Consider the following 22,202-nt stretch of genomic DNA (forward strand, 5'->3'; position numbering starts at 1 on the left):
TGCTCATTGATTAGAGTGTTTTAAATTATGAGGATTTTTTCCAAAAAAATAGCATCTAACTCACTGTGGATGATGTTTGAAAAGTTTATTGGTATATTTGGTCTTATTTTTGTGATGTCTTATGTTGCAAAATATATAGGTCCAAATAACTTTGGAAAGATTGCCTTGGTAACAACTATATTTACTTTTGTACAAAGTTTTGTGTGGTTTGGAAATCAAGAAATTTTATTTAAGCGCGTTAGTAAAAATTCATATTCTGGTTTAAAATACTTGCATGCTACACAAAAATTAAGAAGTATCATTTTTTTGATTATTTCGTTGCCTGTATTAATAGTTCTTTATATATTTTCAGATATGTTAACAGTTGTATTTGGTGTTGCAACGGCATTATCAAGTTATTTTTTAACACAAGATATCTATAATATTTACAATAATGCAACCTTAAATTCTTATATTAATGCAGTATCAAATACTTTGGGGTTAATTTTTGCATTGTTAATTCGTTATATTCTGGTAATCAATGACTGCGCTTACGAATATTTAGCTATTCCAATTGTTGTTGTGACACTCGTTCCTTATTTACTTAAGAGTTTCATTTTTAATAAAGAATATAAAGTTCAAATAAAATCGAATAATCAATATAAAAAGTACTATTTTTTTGCAGGTAGTGCATTACTTTTGTCGAGTTTGTCGATAGCTTTTTATACTCAAATTACTAGTTTTTTATTAGGTACATTGCAGTCAACAAAAGCACTTGGGATTTATGCTGCTGCATTACCTTTAGGTATTTCATGGTCTTTTATAAATTTGGCCATTATTACCTCTGTGTTAAGTAGTATTTATAGTGAGAAAGATGCGTTTAAATCATATAAAATGGTATTTCAACTAAATTTAGTTGTTATTCTCATTTCTTTAGTGGTCGCATGTGTACTGTATACACTGGGTCCATATGTAATTGAATGGCTTTATGGAACAGCTTATAAGGAAGCACAGGAGTTGTTAGTTGTATTATGTTTTGCAGCGATGTTTTCAGGTTTAGGCACTATTGCAGCACGTTTGCTAATTAAAGAGGAAAGCTATAGCTATATTTCACGTAAAATGTTAGTTGTTGCTGTTCTATCTTTTCCAATCGCATGGCTTTGTATTTATTATGGCGGTGCGAAAGGTGCGGCATATAGTATGATGTTGATTGAATTTCTTTCTGCTACCCTATTCAATTATTTTTATAAAAATGGCTTAATTTTTAAGATACATTTCTTCCCACTATTTAAAAAGCATTTAAATTTAACAAATAAGATTAAGAGTACTTCAAATGTATAAAGTTACAGTCGTAGGCACAGGTTATGTTGGTTTATCTAATGCAATGATGTTTGCCAATCTGCATCAAGTTATCGCATTAGATATAGATCCGCGCAGGGTGGAATTACTGAAAAATGGAATCTCTCCTATTCAAGATGAATATATTGAGAAATATTTAACTGACGTTACTCATTTTGAAGTGACACTTGATCAGGCGGTTGCTTATGAGAATAGAGATTTTATTATTATTGCGACACCGACCAATTATGATGAAGAAACTAATTACTTTGATACTTCCTCTATTGAACAAGTAATTAAAGATTTAGATACATTACAGTCAAAAGCAACGATTATTATTAAATCAACTATTCCAGTAGGTTTTACTCAAAATATTCGCATCCAATACCCAGATTTAAATATCGTCTTTTCACCAGAGTTTTTACGAGAAGGTAAAGCGCTATACGATAATTTATATCCTTCACGAATAGTGATTGGTGACCGTTCAGAAACAGGGCGTAAGGTTGGGGAGCTGTTTCAGCAGGCGGCATTAAAAGATGATGTTGCTGTTTTATTGATGGAGTCAACAGAAGCCGAAGCAGTAAAACTATTTTCTAATACCTATTTAGCAATGCGTGTAGCTTATTTTAATGAATTAGATACTTATTGTGAATTACGTGGATTAAACAGTAAAGATATTATTGAAGCTGTAGGTTTAGATCCGCGAATAGGTAGCCACTATAATAATCCATCATTTGGTTATGGTGGTTATTGCTTACCTAAAGATACCAAACAGTTATTAGCTAATTATCAGTCTGTTCCTCAGAACTTAATTGCTGCAATTATTCAATCCAACACTACACGTAAAGATTTTATTGCTCAGCAAATCATGCAATTAGAGCCGAAGGTGGTTGGAATTTATCGTTTAGTCATGAAACAAGGCTCGGATAACTTTAGAGAATCTGCGATTCAAGGTATTATGAAGCGTATTAAAGCCAAAGGTATTGACGTGATTGTCTATGAGCCAAATTTTTCTGAAGAGCGCTTTTTTAATTCTGAAGTCGTGAATGATTTTTCTGTTTTTAAACAACGTGCAGATGTGATTATTGCGAATCGGGCTGTAAATGAATTAAGTGATGTGCTCGATAAAGTGTACACACGTGATCTTTTTGGTGAAAATTAATATTTAGGAATTATTATGAAAATACTTGTTACTGGGGGAGCTGGTTTTATTGGATCAGCAGTAGTGCGTCATATTATTCAAAACACTCAAGATGTTGTTCTGAATGTTGATAAACTCACGTATGCTGGAAATTTAGAGTCTTTAGCAAGTGTTCACGGTCACGAACGTTATACATTTTCACAAACTGATATTTGTGATCGCCAAGCTTTAGATCGCCTTATTGCTGATTTTCAGCCAGATGCAATTATGCATTTAGCTGCAGAGTCACATGTAGACCGTTCTATTTCTGGTCCTTCTGCATTTATTGAGACTAATATTATTGGTACGTATCAGTTGTTAGAGGCAACACGCCAATATTGGAACACTTTACCCGATAATAAAAAACAAGCTTTCCGCTTTCATCATATTTCTACGGATGAAGTCTATGGTGATTTAGAGGGTACAGAGGATTTGTTCCTTGAAACGACGTCCTATGCACCAAGTTCGCCTTATTCGGCAAGTAAAGCAAGTTCAGATCATTTAGTCCGTGCTTGGCATCGTACTTATGGTTTACCTGTGATAGTGACCAATTGCTCGAATAACTATGGACCTTATCATTTCCCTGAAAAACTTATTCCTTTGATTATTCAAAATGCTTTGGCGAGTAAACCACTACCTGTTTATGGGAATGGTCATCAAATTCGAGATTGGTTGTATGTAGAAGACCATGCTCGTGCCTTATATAAGGTTGTTACTGAGGCAGCTGTAGGTGAAACCTATAATATTGGTGGACATAACGAGCAGAAAAATATTGATGTTGTAAAAGCCATTTGTGATTTACTTGAAGATTTAGCACCAAATAAGCCTCAAGGTATTAAGCACTATCAAGATTTGATTACTTATGTAACGGATCGTCCAGGTCATGATTTACGTTATGCGATAGATGCGAGTAAAATTCAAAAAGATTTGGGCTGGGTTCCAGAAGAAAGTTTTGAAACAGGATTGCGTAAAACTGTTGAGTGGTATTTGAATAACCAAGAATGGGTTGAGCATATTCAAAGTGGTGAATATCAAAATTGGATTAAACAGCAATATCAAGCAGAGCAGGCTTAATTACTTCATGAAAATTTTACTTTTGGGTAAAAATGGTCAGGTTGCCTGGGAGCTGCAGCGTGCTTTACAGCCATTAGGTCATGTAATTGCTCTAGATCGATCAGTAAATGAAGATGGTTTCTGTGGTGATGTTGCTAATTTTTCTGCAATTGAGGATGCATTAACTCAAATTCAGCCAAATATCATCGTGAATGCGACGGCTTATACTGCAGTAGACAAAGCTGAATCGGAAAAAGAGCTTGCTGACTTAATAAATCATAAGGCTGTTGCTCACTTGGCGCAGCTTTGTCAGCAGCAAAATATTTTATTGGTGCATTATTCAACAGATTATGTATTTGAAGGCACTGGAATTGCGCCTTGGACCGAGGACGCACCAAAGCAACCTGTAAATCATTATGGTCAAACTAAACTTGATGGTGAATATGCTTTAGAGAAAAGTCAGGCTCGTTTTATTAACTTTAGAACATGCTGGGTTTATGGCGCACATGGAAATAACTTTATTAAGACAATGTTGAAGTTAGCGCAAACTAAAGAAGAGTTAAGTATTATTCAGGATCAAGTGGGTGTTCCAACAGGTGCAGCTTTGATTGCAGATGTGACAGCACAGGCATTACGTTACTATACCTTACAACCGACTAATCTACAGCAACAACTGCATGGACATTATCATTTAGCACCTGCTGGTGAAACCACATGGTATGATTATGCAAATTATATTTTTGAGCAAGCGCGTCAATGTGGTGTAGTTTTAGCAATTCAAAAAGTGAATTCAATAGCGACTTCTGCTTATCCAACGCCAGCACGTCGACCATTAAACTCACGCTTAAATACACAAAAGTTACAACAGGCTTTTAAGTTACATATGCCCGAGTGGAAACAAGGTGTAGCTCAAGTCATTAATGAGATTTTATAACATGACAACTTCAATAAAGCGTAAAGGTATTATATTGGCTGGTGGTTCGGGTACGCGTTTGTATCCAATCACAATGGGAACATCTAAGCAGTTGCTTCCAATTTACGATAAGCCAATGATTTACTATCCTTTATCCGTATTAATGTTAGCGGGTATTCGTGAAATTTTAATTATTTCTACACCTGAAGATTTACCTAACTTTGAGAAATTGTTAGGTACAGGTGAAGAACTTGGTATTCAACTCTATTATAAAGTTCAGCCATCTCCTGATGGTTTAGCCCAAGCTTTTATATTGGGTGAAGAGTTTATTGGTGATGACAATGTCTGCTTGATCTTAGGAGATAATATTTTCTATGGTCAGCACTTTAGTGAACAGTTAAAACGAGCAGCTCATCAAACCAGTGGTGCAACAGTTTTTGGTTATTATGTGAATGATCCAGAACGTTTTGGAGTGGTTGATTTTGATGCTGAAGGTAAAGCTTTAAGTATTGAAGAGAAACCTGAAAAACCAAAATCGAACTATGCTGTAACAGGTTTATATTTTTATGATAACAATGTTGTCGAAATTGCAAAGAATATTAAACCGTCACATCGTGGTGAACTTGAAATCACGGATGTGAATAACATTTATCTTGAAAAGAATGCCCTAAATGTAGAAGTTTTAGGCCGTGGTTTCGCGTGGTTGGATACGGGCACACATGACTCATTGCTTGAGGCAAGTCAATTTGTGCAAACGATTGAAAACCGTCAAGGTTTGAAAGTAGCAAGTCTTGAAGAGATTTCATTTAATAATGGTTGGATTGATGCAGATCAGTTAAATGCACGCGGAGAGTTCTTTAAGAAAACTGGCTACGGTCAGTATTTGTTAAAACTCTATAATGAGCATGTTGCAAAGGGTTAATATTTAGAGTGCCCATTATGGGCACTTTATTTTGAGAAAAGATAGTTGAGCAAATAGAATGAATGTTATTGAAACTAAAATTAAAGATTTATTGATTTTTGAACCACGTGTTTTTGCAGATGACCGTGGTTGGTTTATGGAAAGCTTTAATCAGCAGGTGTTTGAAAAAGCTTTAGCTGATCGTGGATTAGATATCCCAACATTTGTTCAAGATAATCATTCTTTTTCAAAAAAAGGCGTTTTGCGTGGCTTGCATTATCAGTTAAATCCGCACGCCCAAGGTAAATTAGTCCGTGTTGTTCAGGGACGTGCGTGGGATGTTGCTGTTGATATTCGTAAAGACTCTGAAAGCTTTGGCCAATGGGTAGGGGTCGAGTTAAGTAGTGAAAACAATAAGCAATTTTGGATTCCTGCGGGCTTTGCTCATGGTTTTATTGCGTTAGAAGATAATACACAGTTTTTATATAAGACTACGGATTATTACTCTAAAGAATGTGAACGTTCGATCGTTTGGAATGATCCTAATCTTGCAGTTAAATGGCCAGAAATTAATAATAAGATATTTATTTTAAATGAAAAAGATAAAATTTCACCTTCATTGAATGAGTGTGAGGTATTTGAAAAGTGAATGCACACAATCCATTAGTAACAGTCTATATTCCAACGTATAATCGTGTTGATTTGTTGAAGAGAGCAGTAGAGTCTGTTCTGCAACAAACTTATAAAAACTTGGAAGTAATTATTGTTGATGATTGTTCAACTGATGGGACACATGCTTACTTATTTGAGATATCGAAAAAAGAAAAAAGGGTTCATTACTTTATTAAGGAAAATAATAGCGGGGCATGCACAAGTAGAAATATTGCAATTAATAATGCACACGGTGAATTTATAACTGGTCTCGATGATGACGATTATTTTTTGGAAAACAGAATAGAACTCTTTGTGGAAAATAGGTCGAAAGGGATATTATTTTCCCCTATTTTTATTAAAACTAAATATGGAATCAATTTAAGAAAAGTCAAGCATGATATGGTGAGTTATTCAGATTTAAAAAAAGGCAATATTGTTGGTAACCAGATATTTATAAAAACAAAATATCTTAAAGATATTGGTGGCTTTGATGTAAGATTAAAATCTTGGCAAGATTATGATCTATGGTTTAGACTTTTGAAAAAATCACATACATTTTTTAATATATTTGTTCCATCTTATGTTATGGATATGTCTCATGAAAAAAAAAGGATAACAACAAGTAGTAATGCATACTGTGGTTATAATCAATTCATAACCAAGCATTTTGAGGATTTAAGTGATCAAGAAAGGAAATATCTAGAATTTGAAGATATAAAGAACCGTAACGCTCGAATAACTTTAAATTATATGTGTAAGAATTTTAATTTTGAAATTCTGAAATATTTTTTTAAATTTATTATTAAAAATAATTTTCCAAAAATATATTATTTTTTAGTTAAACGGTGTTTTTAAATGAAAATTAATGTAAAAATTCTAGTTGCATTATTGTTACTGATGCTTTTTCCTTTTTTGGGTTTGATTTATTCTTTTTTTTGTATAAAGGGTAATAATAAAAATACAATAATTTTTTTTATAATTTCATTGTTCTACGGGATTTTTTTTATAAGAATTCCTCCTATGTATGATTTGCATATCAGATATTGGGAGATCGTTAGTAATTTAAATAATTCAATGGTTTCTATTTGGGAGAATAACAATGATATTTTGTTATACATAACTTCTAATTTTATTTTGAATATAGGGTTGCCTTTTTATTTTATACCGTCATTAGCTATATTTTTAATAGTTTTTTTGTTGTTGATTAGTTATCAAAATATTTATTCAGAATGCGTAAATAAAATAATAGATTCGCGTAAATTTATATTTTATGTTTTATTGTTCGTGATGTACATTAATTTTTTAAATTATGGAATGGGTATTCGATTTGGGCTAGGTGTAGCTTTTATAGTATATGCTTTATCTTTAATTATAAAAAATAATTTTAAAAGAGCTTTAGTGATTTTAGTATTATCAGTTTTAATGCATTTTTCGATGGTCATACCAGCTTTTGCAATTTTAATTTCATTTTTTTTAAAAATTAATAAGAAAATTTCTATAATTTTATCTGTTGTTGCTTTGTCTGTATCAGAATTAATTATTAAAAAAATGGTTGGTAATGTTGATTATTTTGGATTGGCTGAACATGCTACTCATTATATTGATGGACAATGGAGTCAAGCAGCAAACAATTTAAACAGTAGAATTATTGCTTATAGTAGTAGGATTATATTTATTATATTTATTATATTTTATTTTTTTTCAAAAACAGAAATAAATAAGATGGATAATTTTATCAATATTATGTTGATAATTTCATCTTTATTCTTTTTTTCATTTACTATGCATGGTAGATATTTATCTATTATTTCGATTATATTATTAATAAGAGGTATTAATTCTTTAATAATCATTGGGTTTGATACTTGCTTGTATAAAAAATTATTTAGATTGTTTTTAATAGTTATCGTATCTTATAATTTTCTTATAGCTGGTATTTATGCTAATCGTCGTGTAATTATTCTAGGAGAAATGTGGAAAACATTATATACGCCTCCAATGTTTATAATTTATAATCATGGGCAGAAAGAATTTGAATCTTACTTTATGTCTATTGATGAAAATGGATATTGGAAAGACTCTGATCAAAGACAAACAGATTGACTGGATATTTTATGAATTTATTATATGTTATACCGAGTATAGAAAACAATGGTCCAGTAAATGTCTGTCTGGAAATGATTAGAAATTTAAGTTTGTACAAAAATATTAACATTACTGTGTTATCTCTTGGTAAAGGCGCGAGATATAATGATTTTTCTACTCTTTGCACAGTCCATATTGTTCCTAGAAATGATATTAAAACTGTAAAAAAAATTATGAGTGAAAAATTTGATATAATTCATTCTCATTGCTTTATCTCAGATCTATATTCTTTTTTATTTTCGAACAATTATAGTAAAAGGGTTACCACTCTACATAATTGTTTTGATGCTGATTTTATTGATAGAAAAGGTTATTATCGTGGTAAGTTTGAAGCATATATAGCTAAATACATTGTAAAGAATTATTATAAAATAGCATGTTCTAGAACAGTTTATAATTTTTATAACGATTATAATGGAGATTACAGACTATATTGTGTACCTAATGGTTTTGGAAATAAAGAAATTACAGATTATAATTGGGATAAGGATTTATTTGATTTTTATTATGTAGGTTCGCTAATTAATAGAAAAAATGTTGATTTTCTCATTAGCAACTTTGAAAAATGGTCAATTGATAAAAATGTGAAATTACATATTTTCGGTAAAGGAAATTTGGAATCTTCTTTGTTTAATAAATATCAGTCATCTAAAATAAAATTTTATGGTCATGTGGATAATATTTTAGATAAAATAAATAGTATGGATTGTGTTCTGTCAGCCTCAAAATTTGAGGGATTACCAATGGCTATCATTGAGTCTATGGCATTATCTAAGCCTTTTATATGTTCAGATATTGATCCTCATAAAGAATTATATATAGCCTCGAATGGAAAAGCTGGTTATTTGTTTGATTTAACGAGTGATGATTCTTTTAAAAAAGCACTGGATGCTTTTTATGGCTTGTCTAATCAGGAAAAACAATTAATTTCTAAATATTCTTATGAAACATACGCTAATAATTTTTCTTCGAAAATTATGACTGAGAGATATATTAAAATATATGAAAAATTGTTGTCTCAAATTTATTGAGGCAACAATTTATGCGTTACTTAAATATCATTAATAGTTTTATTATTTAGTCTTCTTCGACCTTGATCATAGAACCATCCCCATTTATTAAAGTACTGCCATGCACTTTTAATATGAGCTTTCAATAATACAGGATTTTTATATGAACCTTGTTCATGTAAGTGAGTAACATATGCATTTGGATAGTAAAGATTTCCAAATTTTTCAGCACATCGTCTTGATAGATCAACATCTTCCATATACATAAAAAATCTTTCATCAAATCCACCTAATGTCATTAACTTATTACTATCAAAAAGCATAAAGCATCCTAATAGATTTGGGGCAAAGATAGGTTGCTTAATTTCGTATTTCCTGAGCAAGTAATCATCATCTAAATATGAAGCAATTTTAGGTGAAAAACGACGTGTAAATAAGTTCATTGGCGTTGGAAGTAAGCGAGCACCGAACTGATTACTATCATCTGCTTTCATGATTCTAGGCAAGAATAATCCGATATCTGGATTTTCTTCTGCGAAATTAACCAATTTGGTTAACTCGGTCGTCTCAAAAGATATATCAGGGTTGCAGATTAGAAAAAATTTACTTTCATGAGAAAATTTTTTAATTGCTAAATTATGTCCATATCCAAAACCAAAATTCCCATCAGACTTTAGATATGTAATTTTTGGATGATTGAATTTGCTGGCCCAATTACTATGATCATTATCAACTAATATAATTTTTTCAATTTCATTAGCATTTAATAGGGATTCTAGAGTGGGAGATAACTCTTCATATGAATGCTTATAAAGCACAATAGATGCAATAACTAACATAAAATTAAATTCCCAATCCCTTAGTATGCGCCATCTTTTTTAAGTACAACTTTAACTGTTTTAAGAATAATAATTATATCCTTAAAGAACGACCAGTTTTGGATGTAATTAGTATCTAGTTTGACACGACTTTCATAATCAATATCATTTCTACCACTGACCTGCCATAATCCAGTCAGCCCTGGCTTAATCATTAAGTAATATTTCACATCCTCATTGTACATAGGTAATTCTTTTTCTGTAACAGGGCGTGGACCGACTGTGCTCATTTCACCTTTAAGAATATTAATTAATTGAGGGATTTCATCAAGACTGGTTTTACGAATAAAATGTCCTATCGTTGTAATTCTAGGATCATTTTTAAGTTTAAAAGTGGTTTCCCACTCTTGTCTAGCTTCTGGATTATTATTAAGGATTTGTTGTAGTAATTCTTGAGAATTAACAGCCATTGAACGGAACTTTAAACACTTAAACCTTATACCATTTTGTCCAATTCGTTCATGACCATAAAAGGCAGGTCCACCATCTTTTTTGATAAGTAATGCTAGAATAAGAATAAAAGGAGAAAGTATAATGAGAAAAAAAAGTGCAAATATAATATCAAATGCCCGTTTTAAAAAACGAGAATTAGGTTTTAATATAGTCATTGGCTGTTCATTCGTAATGTTTGGATTTCATCGTGAAGAGTGATGAAGGGCTAATGGAAACGAAACTCCTCAATCCTATACATTTTATCGTAAAAAAACAAATAATTTATCCATAAAATATTATAGAATCTAGAGTTTAAATGTATTTAATTTAACGCAGTTTAGGGTGTGTTGACATTTACAGCCGATAAATTGAGCTAAAGAGGCAACCATATAAATATACAAGCTAAAGCAACAGCGCTTTGATAGTTACGTTTTAGCTTATCGTATCTTGTGGCAATTCCTCTAAATTTTTTTAATCAACAAATGTCAACAGACCCTATTGTTTTAAAGTGTAATTGTAAATATATTTTAAGCTACACTATTTACCTTTCTCTGAACCTAATATTTATTGATATGATTAAAAAAGCAATTCTACCAGTAGCAGGGTTAGGTACCCGTTTTTTACCTGCCAGCAAATCCATTCCTAAAGAAATGGTTACGGTGGTAGATCGTCCTGCCATTGAATATGTAGTGCGCGAAGCAGTGGCAGCAGGGATTGAACAAATTATTTTGGTGACCCATTCCTCTAAAGCCTCCATTGAAAACTACTTTGACCGTAACTTTGAGCTAGAAACCACTTTAGCACAAAAACAAAAACTGGATTTGCTCAAAGAAATTACCGAAATTTTACCTGCACATGTCAGTGTCGTGAGTGTGCGTCAGCCACAACCTTTAGGCTTAGGGCATGCGGTTTTATGTGCTAAATCTGTAGTGGGCAATGACGCCTTTGCAGTGCTGTTACCCGATGTATTGGTTAAAGATGATGCGGCACAAAATGACTTGGCGCGTATGATTCAGCGTTTTGAGCAAAGCCATGCTGCACAGATTATGGTTGAAGCAGTGCCAGATCATCTGGTCGATCAATACGGTATTGTCGATGTAGCCACAGCACCTGCTGAAGGTGAAAGTACCGTGATGCAGGGCATTGTCGAAAAACCCGCAGCAGGCACGGCACCTTCTAATTTATCGGTGGTGGGGCGTTATGTCTTGCCTGCCAAGATTATGCAATTATTGGAAAATACACCCAAAGGTGCAGGTAATGAAATTCAGTTGACGGATGCTATTGCTATGCTGCAAGCGACAGATACGGTTGAAGCCTATCGTATGAAAGGACAAACTTTTGATTGCGGCAGTAAAATTGGCTATTTGAAAGCAGTTTTACATTATGGTGTTGACCATCCCAAGTTAGGTGATGAGTTTAAAGCACTGATTAAAGAGTTAGAGTTATAAAAAAAGAGGGATGAGCCATGAAAATCGCAATGTTTGGTACAACACTGTATGCGGGTGTTATTTCATCATTACTTGCAGAGAGTGGACATCAGGTCTTTATTTGTAATGATTTACAAGACCATACAGCGCTATTCAATCTTAGAGATCAAGATGTTGTTCGTGCTTTAGAAAAACAATATCAAAGTGGTTTTCTAAGTTATTGTAATTTTGCGGCTCTTCCCTTGGATATTGATGCGTATTTTTTTAGTTTCAATCCAACTCAAGAGGCTGAGGCACTTGATGTTGTACAGAAATTAAAAATGCGCACGATTATTCATCCTAAATTGATGATTAATGCCTCTACTTTTGGTCTTAATGGTACTGAAAAATTAAAAGCCGTATTAACAAAAGATCATTGGGTTTATTTCCCGGATATTATTCAGGAAGGTCAAGCTTTTAAAAGTGTGACGAGTGCCTCTAAAGTGATTATTGGCTGTGCTGACCAACAAGCACAGGGTGACTTAGAGGAAATGTTGCGACCTTTATTCCCACGCCAGCAACAATATTTATTTATGCCTGTTTTAGATGCTGAATTTACCAAACTCAGTATTTCAGGCATGTTGGCGACTCGTATCAGTTATATGAATGATTTGGCAGATGTTGCTGAAAAGTTGGGTATTGATATTGCCCATGTTCGAGATGGAATGGCAGCAGACAGTCGGATAGGTGAATCGTATTTATATTCAGGTGCAGGTTTTGGTGGTGAAAACTTTTCACATGATATTTTGACTCTATCAAATACCATCAGTAATACTGGAACAAAAAGTCAGCTATTGGGACAGGTTTGGGATATCAATGAGCAACAAAAAGAGTTTCTTTTTCGCAAGTTGTGGAATTATTTTCATGGAAATTTAGCTGGAAAAACGATTGCGATTTGGGGGGCTGCTTTTAAGCAACATACCTCAAGTACCAGCTTCTCACCTATTCATCCGATGCTTGCCGCACTGTGGGCGCAAGGTGTGACTGTTCGTTTGCATGATCCACAAGCCTTAGAAGAAATATACACAATTTATGGTGAACGTGATAATTTAATTTTATGTGAAAATCAGTATGACGCGGTGAATCAGGCACATGGTTTATGTGTTCTAACTGCATGGAAGCAATATTGGGCACTTGATTATACGCAATTAAAACTTAAATTAGCCCATCCTTTAATTTTGGATGGACGTAATATTTATCAACCTGATTATGTTAAAAGTCAGGGATTTGCATATATGGGAGTAGGAAGATAATGATAAATTTAACTATTTTTCCTAAAAAAACGCTAGCAACAACACTTGAACATTTACAACACTTAAGTAAAACCATTGGTCAGAAGCACTTAAATACTTTTTTTGCCGAAGATGACCAAAGATTTAAACATTTTTCTGTTCAATATGATGAAATCACTTTTGATTTTAGTAAGCATCGTGTTGATGAGTCCGTAATAAGCGCATTGATTGACTTTGCACAAGTTCGTGATCTCTCTACATGGACGAAACGTTTATTTTCAGAAGAAGAAATTAATTATACAGAGCAACGCGCAGCTATGCATTGGGCGCTTCGTTTACCGAAACATGATGAGCAGCACCCTAAATTAGCTGGGAAAGTACATGAGCAATTAGAGCGAATGTATGCATTGGTTGAGAAAATTCACGCGGGTCAGTACCGTGGTGCAACGGGTGAAGTTATACAAGATGTGGTCAATATTGGTGTGGGTGGGTCTGATCTAGGGCCATTGATGGTGAGTCATGCTTTGTCTGATTTTAAAGTTAATACGATTAAGCCTCTGAAGGTGCATTTCGTGTCAACGATGGATGGCACTCAACTTTCAGATCTGTTGCATCAGTTACGTCCAGAAACGACATTATTTATTATTTCATCTAAATCTTTTGGAACAATTGATACACTCTATAATGCACAAACTGCACGTCAATGGCTTGAAAAGCAATTGGGCCAATCAGAAGCGGTGGATCAGCATCATTTTATTGGGGTATCGACTAAGCCTGAAAAAATGACAGAATGGGGTATAGCACACCAAAATCAGTTTTTGCTCTGGGACTGGGTTGGTGGGCGTTACTCTTTATGGTCATGTATTGGGTTGCCGATAGCATTAAATATTGGTGTACAAGGCTTTAAACGTTTAGTTGCAGGTGCTCATGCAATTGATGAGCATTTTCAAAATGCTCCTTTGCGCCAAAATATTCCTGTTCTTATGGCTGTTTTGGGAATATGGAATCATAACTTCCTAGAAATTCAGACTCAGGCTATTTTGCCTTATGATGGTCGTTTAAAGTATTTTTCGGCCTATTTACAACAGTTAGAGATGGAGTCGAATGGGAAGTCGATTCAGCGTAATGGTCAGAAAGTTGAGTTGGATACTTGCCCTATTGTTTGGGGTGAAGTGGGTCCAAATGCACAACATGCTTTTTATCAGTTGTTACACCAAGGTGCACATAAAGTAAGCTGTGAGTTTATTGCGCCAGTGAATCGTTATGCCGCTAACCAATTTACCTATGTAAAAAATGCCAATGCATTGATTAATCAACACCATTTAGCGTTATCAAATTGTTTGGCTCAGTCTCGACTATTGGCCTTTGGTAATCAGGCACTTGATGCTGAAGAGGTGGCGGGTCTAGAGAATTATCAAAAATATGAAGGTAATCAGCCTAGTACAACCATTTTGCTCAAAGAGCTTAATCCTTACACCTTAGGTATGTTGGTTGCGTTGTATGAACATAAAGTATTTGTGCAATCTGTACTGTGGAATATCAATGCTTTTGACCAATGGGGTGTTGAAAAAGGTAAACAAATTGCGAATCAAGTACTTCCAATTTTGACTGGTACAGAAAAAGATTATGTTGATTTTGATAGCTCTACCCGTGGTCTATTAGATATTTTACTTGGAAAATAAAATGGCAAAAATATTAGTCACCGGTGGGGCTGGTTATATTGGTTCACATACTTGTTTGGAATTATTGAATGCTCAACATGAAGTTGTTGTATTGGATAATTTATCAAACAGCTCTGAAGTGTCATTATCGAGAGTTCAAGCTTTAGCAAATAAAAGTTTAACTTTTATCCAAGGTGATATTCGCGATGCGCAGATCTTAGATCAGATCTTTGCACAGCATCAGATTGATGCGGTCATCCATTTTGCTGGTTTAAAAGCAGTTGGCGAAAGTCAGGTCATTCCACATGCTTACTTTGATCATAATGTTGCAGGTTCGATTAATCTTGTTCAAGCGATGATTCGTGCCAAAGTGTTTAAATTGGTCTTTAGTTCATCAGCAACAGTTTATGATGAAAAAAATATATCACCGTTAAGTGAAGATATGCCAACAGGAATGCCAAGCAATAATTATGGCTATACCAAGTTGATCGTTGAGCAAATGTTACAAAAGCTTGCCGAGTCAAACGCTACTTGGTCCATTGCCTTGCTGCGTTATTTTAATCCTGTTGGTGCACATAAAAGTGGCCAAATTGGAGAGGATCCACATGGGATTCCAAATAATTTAATGCCATTTGTGACTCAGGTTGCAGTAGGGCGACGTGAAAAATTGTCGATATTTGGTCGTGATTACGATACCCTAGATGGTACAGGGGTGCGGGATTATATTCATGTTGTTGATTTGGCTTGTGCACATGTGTTGGCGATTCAGAACAGGCTGAATGATACAGGCTGCCGTGTTTGGAATATTGGTACAGGCAATGGAATTTCTGTACAGCAAATCAAGGATACCTTTGAGAAAGTCAATAATGTGCGTATTCCCTTTGAATACGCACCACGTCGGGCAGGGGATGTTGCAACAACGTTTGCTGATAATGCTCGGGCGGTTGCTGAATTAGGTTGGCAGCCAAAATTTGGGTTAGAAGATATGCTGGTTGATAGCTGGAACTGGCAAAAGCAAAACCCAAATGGTTTTATGCAGGACTGATACAATATTTTAAAACTCTGTCATGTATTGATTATGCAAACAATCATGTATTTATTCCCTTATTTTAAAAAACATCGCTATGATGTTTTTTAAAAATGAACTTAGATGAAGAATATTTATGAGATATCAAAGTATTAGATTTTTGTCACTTGCGGTTTTATCTGCACTTTCTTTGCCAGCAATTGCACAAGGAATTGTTTTAAATAATGAAGACTTACGAACTGATTTAAATTGGTTAAATCAACAAGGTGTGATTCAAATTAGCACGTCTACATGGCCTTTAAGTGGTGATGAAATACAACGTGTTTTATCTAATGCAAAGATTGATAATCAAGTTCAGCAGCAAGTCTTGGACTCCGTGCAAGCTGCTTTAAGTGCGGAAAATACAACGGCCAAAGCCAGTTTATATGCTGAATCTGATCCCCAAAATGTACCGCAACATTTTGCAGATGAACAAAAATCACAATATCAAGCGGCTGTTGAGTTCAATGCTGGTGGGGCGCAATGGGATGCAAGACTGCGTATTAATGCTGAAAAAGACCCTATTATTGATAATGGGCATGATGTGAATGTTGAAGGGTCATATTTATCTGGAAAGTTGTGGAATCAATGGTTGATTGCAGGACAAATTCCAACCTATTGGGGACCTGGGCATGATGGTAGTCTAATCCGAGGGGATGCAAGTCGTCCAGTATACGGTTTTACAATGCAACGCGCTGAGCAAAAGGCATTTGAAACGAAATGGTTATCTTGGATTGGTCCTTGGCAATACCAAGTTTTTGCTGGACAATTGGATGATTATAAAGCGATTCCAGATACAAAATTATTAGGTCTGCGTTTGACAGCCCAGCCTTTACCTTATCTTGAATTGGCTGCATCGCGCACATTCCAGTGGGGGGGGGAAGGACGCTCAGAAAGTTGGAATACTTTATGGGAGGCGATTAAAGGTAATGATAACGTTGAAGAAGAAGGTGAGGTTGATAAGTCCAACCAAATTGCAGGCTTGGATGCCCGTTTAAATCTACAACAATGGTTTAAAGTCCCTGTAAGTTTATATGGACAGTTTGTCGGTGAGGATGAAGCAGGATTACTGCCATCTCGGAAAATGTATTTGGCAGGACTCGATTATTCCTCACAAGTGAAGAATATGCCGTTCCAGCTTTATACTGAATGGGCAGATACTCGAACCAATGGCGATGTACTAGGCTATTCTTATAATCACTATGTATATACAGATGGTTACTACCAACATGGATTCCCTTTAGCTCACGCTATGGGCGGTGATGGTCAGATGTATAGTTTAGGTGGGGATATTCGTTTCGATAAAATGAATCGTTTAAATGGTCGCATCTTGTTGGCAAAAGTGAATCAGTCAGGACTTGAAATCAATCATGCTTTTCCACAAAAAGATGAAATCAAAGCTCTGGATTTAACGTGGACACATTATCTTCGTCCAAATACGCCGTTGAAATTAAGTGGTTGGGTCAGTGACTCTGACGTGTATGGCGGAGATAGTGGCGTGTCTTTAGGGGTTGAAATTCCATTGGATCGCTCATTATTTTAATAAGCTGTCCGTTTTTAGAGAACCCATCGGGAATTCAGCTAAAAATAAAAACCATTCAACCTATATGATAAGTTGAATGGTTTTTTATTAGCATGCAGAACAATTTAACCTTGAATCAACTGCGTTAATTCATCCACATAGTCTTGTATCGGTTGTGGATTTTGGTCTTTACGGCTTTCAATGTTGAGACGTAATAAAGGTTCAGTATTGGAAGCACGTACATTTAGACGCCATGCACCAAAATTCAGGCTGATGCCATCCGTTTCATCAATTGCAGGATTTTGATCGGCAAAGTGATCAAAAATCTTTTGAATGGTGGCTTGAGTATCCGTAACTTTAAAATTGATTTCACCTGAACAAGGAAACTTTTCAATCATATCTTCAACCAGTGAAGACAATGTTTGCTGGGTTTCTGAGAGTACAGAAATTGCCAATAACCAAGGAATCATACCGCTATCACAATAAGAGAAATCACGGAAGTAATGATGTGCTGACATTTCACCGCCATACACTGCATTGTGCTCACGCATTTTTTCTTTAATGTATGAATGCCCTGATTTAGACTGAATCGCTTCACCTTGGTATTGTTCAATCACATCAAAGGTATTCCAAACCAGGCGAGGATCATGCACAATTTTCTCACCAGATTGTTTCAGTAAGAACGCTTGTGCCAATAGACCGACGATGTAATAACCTTCAATAAATTTGCCTTTTTCATCAAATAAGAAGCAGCGGTCAAAGTCACCATCCCAAGCGATACCCATATCTGCATGATGTTCAATCACCGCATTACGGGTACTGTCACGGTTTTCAACTAAAATTGGGTTGGGAATACCATTAGGGAAAGTACCATCGGCATCATTGTGAATTTTGACAAATTCAACAGGCATATTGAGCTGTTTAAATTTTGCTTCAATGGCATCAACCACATGACCAGCAGCGCCGTTACCCGCATTCATGACCAATTTGAGTGGGCGAATTTTGGAAGGATCAATATATGACATTAAATGATCGATATATTCAGGCAGAATATTGTATTTTTCAGTTGTGCCTTTAGTGATAACTTCATTAAAGTTGCCTGATTCAGCCAATAAACGAATTTCTTTTAGACCTGAATCTGCTCCAATGGGGCGTGCATTTTCGCGGACCAATTTCATGCCGTTATAGTCCATCGGGTTGTGGCTTGCCGTGATTTCGATCCCACCTTGAACATCAAGATGGAATGCACCGAAATAGACTTCTTCTGTCCCTGTCATGCCAAGGTCAAGCACATTAACGCCTGCATCATTTAAGCCACGAATTGTGGCCTGCTTCAGATCTTCACTGGTCAGACGGACATCACAGCCGACAACAATAGTTTTAGGCTGGTAAATTTGCCCATAAGCGCGACCAATTTTATAGGCGATTTCTTCGTTTAACTCTTCCCCGAGTCTTCCCCGAATATCGTAAGCTTTAAAGCAAGTTAATTGAGTCATAGCTCTTCTCTAGTTATTTATCAGGAAAAAGGCTGAACAGAGTCAGCCTTTTCAGTTATTCAACAGTGACAGATTTTGCCAGGTTTCGCGGCTGATCAACATCGGTGCCGCGGAGCACCGCTACATGGTATGACAGCAGCTGCACAGGAATGCTGTACACAATCGGTGCAAGAACCGCATCAACTGCTGGCACGCTGACGACATGCTGGCGGTCTTTGCCTTGAATTCCGCTGTTCTCGTCGGCAAATACAAACAGCTCGCCGCCGCGCGCCTGAACTTCTTCCATGTTTGATTTGAGTTTATCGAGCATGTCATCTTGCGGTGCAAGAATAACAACGGGCATATCATTGTCGACAAGCGCAAGCGGACCGTGTTTCAGTTCGCCGGCAGCATAGCCTTCAGCATGAATATATGAAATTTCCTTCAGCTTTAATGCGCCTTCGAGCGCAATCGGGAAGTGCGTCCCGCGTCCTAAGAACAGGCAGTGCTGCTTCTCTACAAATAGCTCAGATAAACGCAGGATTTCGGCATTGTTTTGCAGGGTATCTAAAATCACTTTAGGTGCATGCCATAGTTCAGCGACAATTTTAGCAATTTGCTCTTCTGAAATGGTTTTCTTGATTTGACCAATTTTCAATACAAGAAGCATTAACGCTGCAAGCTGAGTGGTAAATGCTTTGGTTGAAGCCACACCAATTTCAGGGCCGGCAAGCGTCAGCAGGCTATGGCTGGTTTCACGCACCATTGAAGATGTTGCAACGTTGCAGATCGTCATCGTGGTGATGTTTAAGTTTTTGGCAGCAGCGCGTTTTTGGGTATCGCGCAGCGCAGCCAGCGTATCCGCAGTTTCACCAGATTGAGAAATACATACATAAAGTGTGTTGTTCACAATCACTGGTGAGCGGTAACGGAATTCACTGGCAATTTCAACTTGGCATGGTAAATCAATCAGCTGTTCAAACCAGTATTTGGCAATCATGCCGGCATGGTAGCTTGTGCCGCAGGCAATAATTTGCACTTGCTGAATTTTAGAAAAATCTTCAATTGCAGACGCTAGGAAATCTTCACGCAGCGCATTGCCATTTAAAGCCTGTGAAATCGTTTGTTTGATTGCTTCAGGCTGCTCATAAATTTCTTTGAGCATGTAGTGCTTATATTCGCCTTTTGATGCATTGCTTACCGTTGCATCAAGCTCTTTAACAGGGCGCTCTGCAATGACACCATTAACAAACACTTCAATAGAATTACGTGTTAAACGCGCAATATCACCTTCTTCAAGGTAAATAAAGCGGTTGGTAATTGGAAGAAGTGCAAGCTGGTCAGAGCTAATGAAGTTCTCGCCAATACCTACACCAATTACAAGCGGTGAACCTTCACGGACGGTAATCAACTCATCAGGATAATCTGTATGAACAATACCAAGCGCATAAGCGCCTTTCAGCTGAGGTACAACTTTATTTACAGCTTCTAATAAGTCTTTTGATGTTTTGAGTGCATCATTCACCAAGTGAGCAACAACTTCAGTATCCGTTTGTGATGTGAAGACGTAGCCGCGAGCAATCAAATCATCTTTTAGTTCTTGGTAATTTTCAATAATGCCGTTATGAACAACAGCGGCATTGCCTGAAAGATGCGGATGCGCATTTTCTTCAGTCGGTTTGCCGTGAGTGGCCCAGCGCGTATGCGCAATGCCAAGAGAGCCAGTTACTTTAGATTCATTCACTGCTTGTTCAAGATTTGCCACTTTGCCTACACGGCGTTCACGCAGCACTTGATTTTGATTGATCAACGCCAAGCCTGCTGAATCGTAGCCCCGATATTCTAAGCGCTTTAAACCTTCGATGAGGATATTGCTGATATTACGTTCTGCAACGCCGCCGACGATACCACACATAATGAATTCCTCTTATTTCTTAATCTTTTGCGGACGCGGATAGTTTTCTTTGGCAAATTGCTTTGAACGCTCCACCGCTAAACTGTTGTCTGCTACATCGCGTGTAATCGTTGAACCGGCACCGACAGTTGCGCCATTCCCAATGTGTACTGGAGCAACCAAAGAGCTGTTTGAGCCGATAAAGGCGCGATCACCAATGATGGTTTTAAATTTGTTGGCGCCGTCATAATTGCATGTAATGGTGCCTGCGCCAATATTTGAGCCTGCGCCTACTTCTGCATCGCCTAAATAGGTAAAGTGGTTGGCTTTTGAACCTATGCCAATGCTTGAGTTTTTGACTTCAACAAAGTTGCCGATGTGCACTTCATTCGCAAGTTTTGCACCTGGACGCAAGCGCGCAAACGGGCCGATTTGCACATCTTCGCCGACAATGGCGCTGTCAAAGACGCTGTACGGCTGCACTTTGGTGCCTGACGCAATTTTTGTATTTTTAATGATGCAGCCTGCGCCAATTTCAACGTTATCACCGAGTTCAACATCACCTTCAATAATCACGTTGATATCGATACGGACATCTTGACCAACAGTCAATGTACCACGTAAGTCGAAACGTGCAGGATCAATCAGGTGAACGCCTTGTTGCATCAGTTGTTTAGCTTGGAATGCTTGAAATTCACGTTCAAGTGCAGCCAATTGTACGCGGTCATTGACACCTTCCACTTCGAAAGCGCGTTCTGGTTCAACAGATGCCACTTCGAGACCGTCAGCAATCGCCATGGCAACGATATCGGTCAGGTAATATTCACCTTGCGCATTGTTATTGCTTAATTTTGGCAGCCATTCGTGCAATTTGGCATTACTCACGGCATAAATACCGGTATTAAATTCTTTGATCTTACGTTGTTCTTCAGAAGCATCTTTATGTTCAACAATGGCTTGAATCTTGCCATTTTCACGAACAATACGCCCGTAACCTGTCGCATCATTAACCGTTAAGGTTACTAAACCAATGCCTGTTTGAGCAGATGCATCTAAAAGTTTTTGTAATGTTGCTTCAGTGATGCAAGGCACATCACCTGAGAGAATCAAAGAAATCCCGGTTTTTGCTAGGACAGGCAGAGTCACTTTGACTGCATGGCCTGTACCCAATTGTTCTGCTTGTTCAACCCATTTGACATTTTCATGTGCAAACGCGTTTTGTACCAATTCACCGCCATGCCCATAGATGGTAATTATTTCTTCTGCATTTAGTTTTTTCGCCGTGTTGATGACATGACCGAGCAGCGGTTGTCCTGCGAGGGGTTGTAAAACTTTGGGTAAACGTGAACGCATACGTGTTCCTTTACCTGCAGCAAGAATAATAACGCTAGTAGACATGTTTA

General features: G+C 36.4%; 19 protein-coding genes and 1 pseudogene. 14 read left to right on the forward strand and 6 right to left on the reverse strand.

The annotated features are described in order from the left end of the window. Window positions 1–27 precede the first annotated feature (27 nt). The 9 genes from FTU64_RS09270 to FTU64_RS09310 are packed head-to-tail and all read left to right on the forward strand — an operon-like array spanning window position 28 to window position 9,194. A complete protein-coding gene (locus FTU64_RS09270; RefSeq protein WP_180059645.1) occupies window positions 28–1,320 on the forward strand; it encodes an oligosaccharide flippase family protein in 1,293 nt (430 codons plus the stop codon). Then, window positions 1,313–2,479 carry a nucleotide sugar dehydrogenase gene (locus tag FTU64_RS09275; RefSeq protein WP_180059646.1) on the forward strand — a complete coding sequence of 389 codons (1,167 nt, stop codon included), beginning with the start codon at window positions 1,313–1,315 and terminating at the stop codon, window positions 2,477–2,479. The genes FTU64_RS09270 and FTU64_RS09275 overlap by 8 nt, the downstream gene beginning before the upstream one ends. A gap of 15 nt (window positions 2,480–2,494) precedes the next feature. After that, on the forward strand, window positions 2,495–3,571 hold the full coding sequence (gene rfbB, locus FTU64_RS09280; RefSeq protein ID WP_180059647.1) for a dTDP-glucose 4,6-dehydratase: 1,077 nt from the start codon (window positions 2,495–2,497) through the stop codon (window positions 3,569–3,571). 7 nt (window positions 3,572–3,578) lie between these two features. Next, a complete protein-coding gene (gene rfbD / locus FTU64_RS09285; RefSeq protein WP_180059648.1) occupies window positions 3,579–4,484 on the forward strand; it encodes a dTDP-4-dehydrorhamnose reductase in 906 nt (301 codons plus the stop codon). 1 nt (window position 4,485) lies between these two features. Further along, on the forward strand, window positions 4,486–5,385 hold the full coding sequence (gene rfbA / locus FTU64_RS09290) for a glucose-1-phosphate thymidylyltransferase RfbA (protein WP_180059649.1): 900 nt from the start codon (window positions 4,486–4,488) through the stop codon (window positions 5,383–5,385). Window positions 5,386–5,443: 58 nt separating this feature from the next. Beyond that, window positions 5,444–6,013, forward strand: a complete 570-nt coding sequence (gene rfbC, locus FTU64_RS09295) for a dTDP-4-dehydrorhamnose 3,5-epimerase (protein ID WP_180059650.1) — start codon at window positions 5,444–5,446, stop codon at window positions 6,011–6,013. Further along, window positions 6,010–6,873 (forward strand): glycosyltransferase, encoded by an 864-nt coding sequence (locus FTU64_RS09300; protein WP_180059651.1) that lies wholly within the window; start codon window positions 6,010–6,012, stop codon window positions 6,871–6,873. The genes rfbC and FTU64_RS09300 overlap by 4 nt, the downstream gene beginning before the upstream one ends. Beyond that, window positions 6,874–8,121, forward strand: a complete 1,248-nt coding sequence (locus FTU64_RS09305) for an EpsG family protein (RefSeq protein ID WP_180059652.1) — start codon at window positions 6,874–6,876, stop codon at window positions 8,119–8,121. Between the two features lie 11 nt (window positions 8,122–8,132). Beyond that, a complete protein-coding gene (locus tag FTU64_RS09310; protein ID WP_180059653.1) occupies window positions 8,133–9,194 on the forward strand; it encodes a glycosyltransferase family 4 protein in 1,062 nt (353 codons plus the stop codon). Between the two features lie 20 nt (window positions 9,195–9,214). Here FTU64_RS09310 and FTU64_RS09315 read toward each other — a convergent pair whose 3' ends face one another. From FTU64_RS09315 to FTU64_RS09325, 3 genes and pseudogenes are all read right to left on the reverse strand, one after another. Continuing rightward, complete coding sequence (locus FTU64_RS09315) at window positions 9,215–10,012, reverse strand: glycosyltransferase family 2 protein (RefSeq protein ID WP_180059654.1); 798 nt, start codon at window positions 10,010–10,012, stop codon at window positions 9,215–9,217. A gap of 20 nt (window positions 10,013–10,032) precedes the next feature. Further along, complete coding sequence (locus FTU64_RS09320) at window positions 10,033–10,659, reverse strand: exopolysaccharide biosynthesis polyprenyl glycosylphosphotransferase (protein ID WP_180059655.1); 627 nt, start codon at window positions 10,657–10,659, stop codon at window positions 10,033–10,035. 197 nt (window positions 10,660–10,856) lie between these two features. Beyond that, window positions 10,857–10,958 (reverse strand): annotated as a pseudogene (locus FTU64_RS09325) (IS5/IS1182 family transposase); the annotation flags it as partial. A gap of 97 nt (window positions 10,959–11,055) precedes the next feature. On the opposite strand from FTU64_RS09325, the gene galU reads away from it, so the two are divergent. The 5 genes from galU to FTU64_RS09350 all read left to right on the forward strand — a co-directional run bounded on the left by galU (window position 11,056) and on the right by FTU64_RS09350 (window position 17,451). Further along, window positions 11,056–11,931 carry a UTP--glucose-1-phosphate uridylyltransferase GalU gene (gene galU / locus FTU64_RS09330; protein ID WP_180059656.1) on the forward strand — a complete coding sequence of 292 codons (876 nt, stop codon included), beginning with the start codon at window positions 11,056–11,058 and terminating at the stop codon, window positions 11,929–11,931. A 17-nt stretch (window positions 11,932–11,948) separates the two neighbouring features. Further along, a complete protein-coding gene (locus FTU64_RS09335; RefSeq protein ID WP_180059657.1) occupies window positions 11,949–13,202 on the forward strand; it encodes a UDP-glucose/GDP-mannose dehydrogenase family protein in 1,254 nt (417 codons plus the stop codon). Then, window positions 13,202–14,863 (forward strand): glucose-6-phosphate isomerase, encoded by a 1,662-nt coding sequence (pgi, locus tag FTU64_RS09340; protein WP_180059658.1) that lies wholly within the window; start codon window positions 13,202–13,204, stop codon window positions 14,861–14,863. Before FTU64_RS09335 ends, pgi begins: the two co-directional genes overlap by 1 nt. 1 nt (window position 14,864) lies before the next feature. Beyond that, entirely contained in the window at window positions 14,865–15,887 is a 1,023-nt protein-coding gene (galE, locus tag FTU64_RS09345) for a UDP-glucose 4-epimerase GalE (protein WP_180059659.1), read from the forward strand. A gap of 112 nt (window positions 15,888–15,999) precedes the next feature. Next, window positions 16,000–17,451 carry a capsule assembly Wzi family protein gene (locus tag FTU64_RS09350; RefSeq protein WP_373886575.1) on the forward strand — a complete coding sequence of 484 codons (1,452 nt, stop codon included), beginning with the start codon at window positions 16,000–16,002 and terminating at the stop codon, window positions 17,449–17,451. Between the two features lie 104 nt (window positions 17,452–17,555). On the opposite strand, the gene FTU64_RS09355 is transcribed toward FTU64_RS09350, so the two are convergent. The 3 genes from FTU64_RS09355 to glmU are packed head-to-tail and all read right to left on the reverse strand — an operon-like array spanning window position 17,556 to window position 22,197. Continuing rightward, complete coding sequence (locus FTU64_RS09355; RefSeq protein ID WP_180059661.1) at window positions 17,556–18,926, reverse strand: phosphomannomutase CpsG; 1,371 nt, start codon at window positions 18,924–18,926, stop codon at window positions 17,556–17,558. A 55-nt stretch (window positions 18,927–18,981) separates the two neighbouring features. After that, a complete protein-coding gene (gene glmS, locus FTU64_RS09360; protein WP_180059662.1) occupies window positions 18,982–20,820 on the reverse strand; it encodes a glutamine--fructose-6-phosphate transaminase (isomerizing) in 1,839 nt (612 codons plus the stop codon). Between the two features lie 12 nt (window positions 20,821–20,832). Continuing rightward, window positions 20,833–22,197 carry a bifunctional UDP-N-acetylglucosamine diphosphorylase/glucosamine-1-phosphate N-acetyltransferase GlmU gene (gene glmU, locus FTU64_RS09365; RefSeq protein ID WP_180055695.1) on the reverse strand — a complete coding sequence of 455 codons (1,365 nt, stop codon included), beginning with the start codon at window positions 22,195–22,197 and terminating at the stop codon, window positions 20,833–20,835. Between the last annotated feature and the right edge of the window lie 5 nt (window positions 22,198–22,202).

It is taken from the genome of Acinetobacter sp. YH12128 (assembly GCF_013418655.1).
Classification (GTDB): Bacteria; Pseudomonadota; Gammaproteobacteria; order Pseudomonadales; family Moraxellaceae; genus Acinetobacter; species Acinetobacter amyesii.